Below are 204 nucleotides of genomic sequence, written 5' to 3' on the forward strand. Positions count from 1 at the left end.
ACACAAAGTAATCAGCATCGTGAGAATACTTACCCTCAAATTCGTATGGTCTGCCATATGGAACTCACCAGCCATCAACTCATTAACAGTGCATTCTCAGGCTATCGCACAAATGAAATGGTGCTTGCAGAGGATCTGATTGAAACCACCCCCGACCATTCATTAACCCTGTTCGATAAAGGCTACTACTCCTTAGGGTTGCTG

General features: G+C 44.6%; 1 pseudogene. It reads left to right on the forward strand.

The features are described 5' to 3' along the window. Positions 1 to 204 (forward strand): annotated as a pseudogene (locus TW81_RS18620) (IS4 family transposase); the annotation flags it as partial.

The sequence above is a fragment of the Vibrio galatheae genome, assembly GCF_000967545.1.
Classification (GTDB): domain Bacteria; phylum Pseudomonadota; class Gammaproteobacteria; order Enterobacterales; family Vibrionaceae; genus Vibrio; species Vibrio galatheae.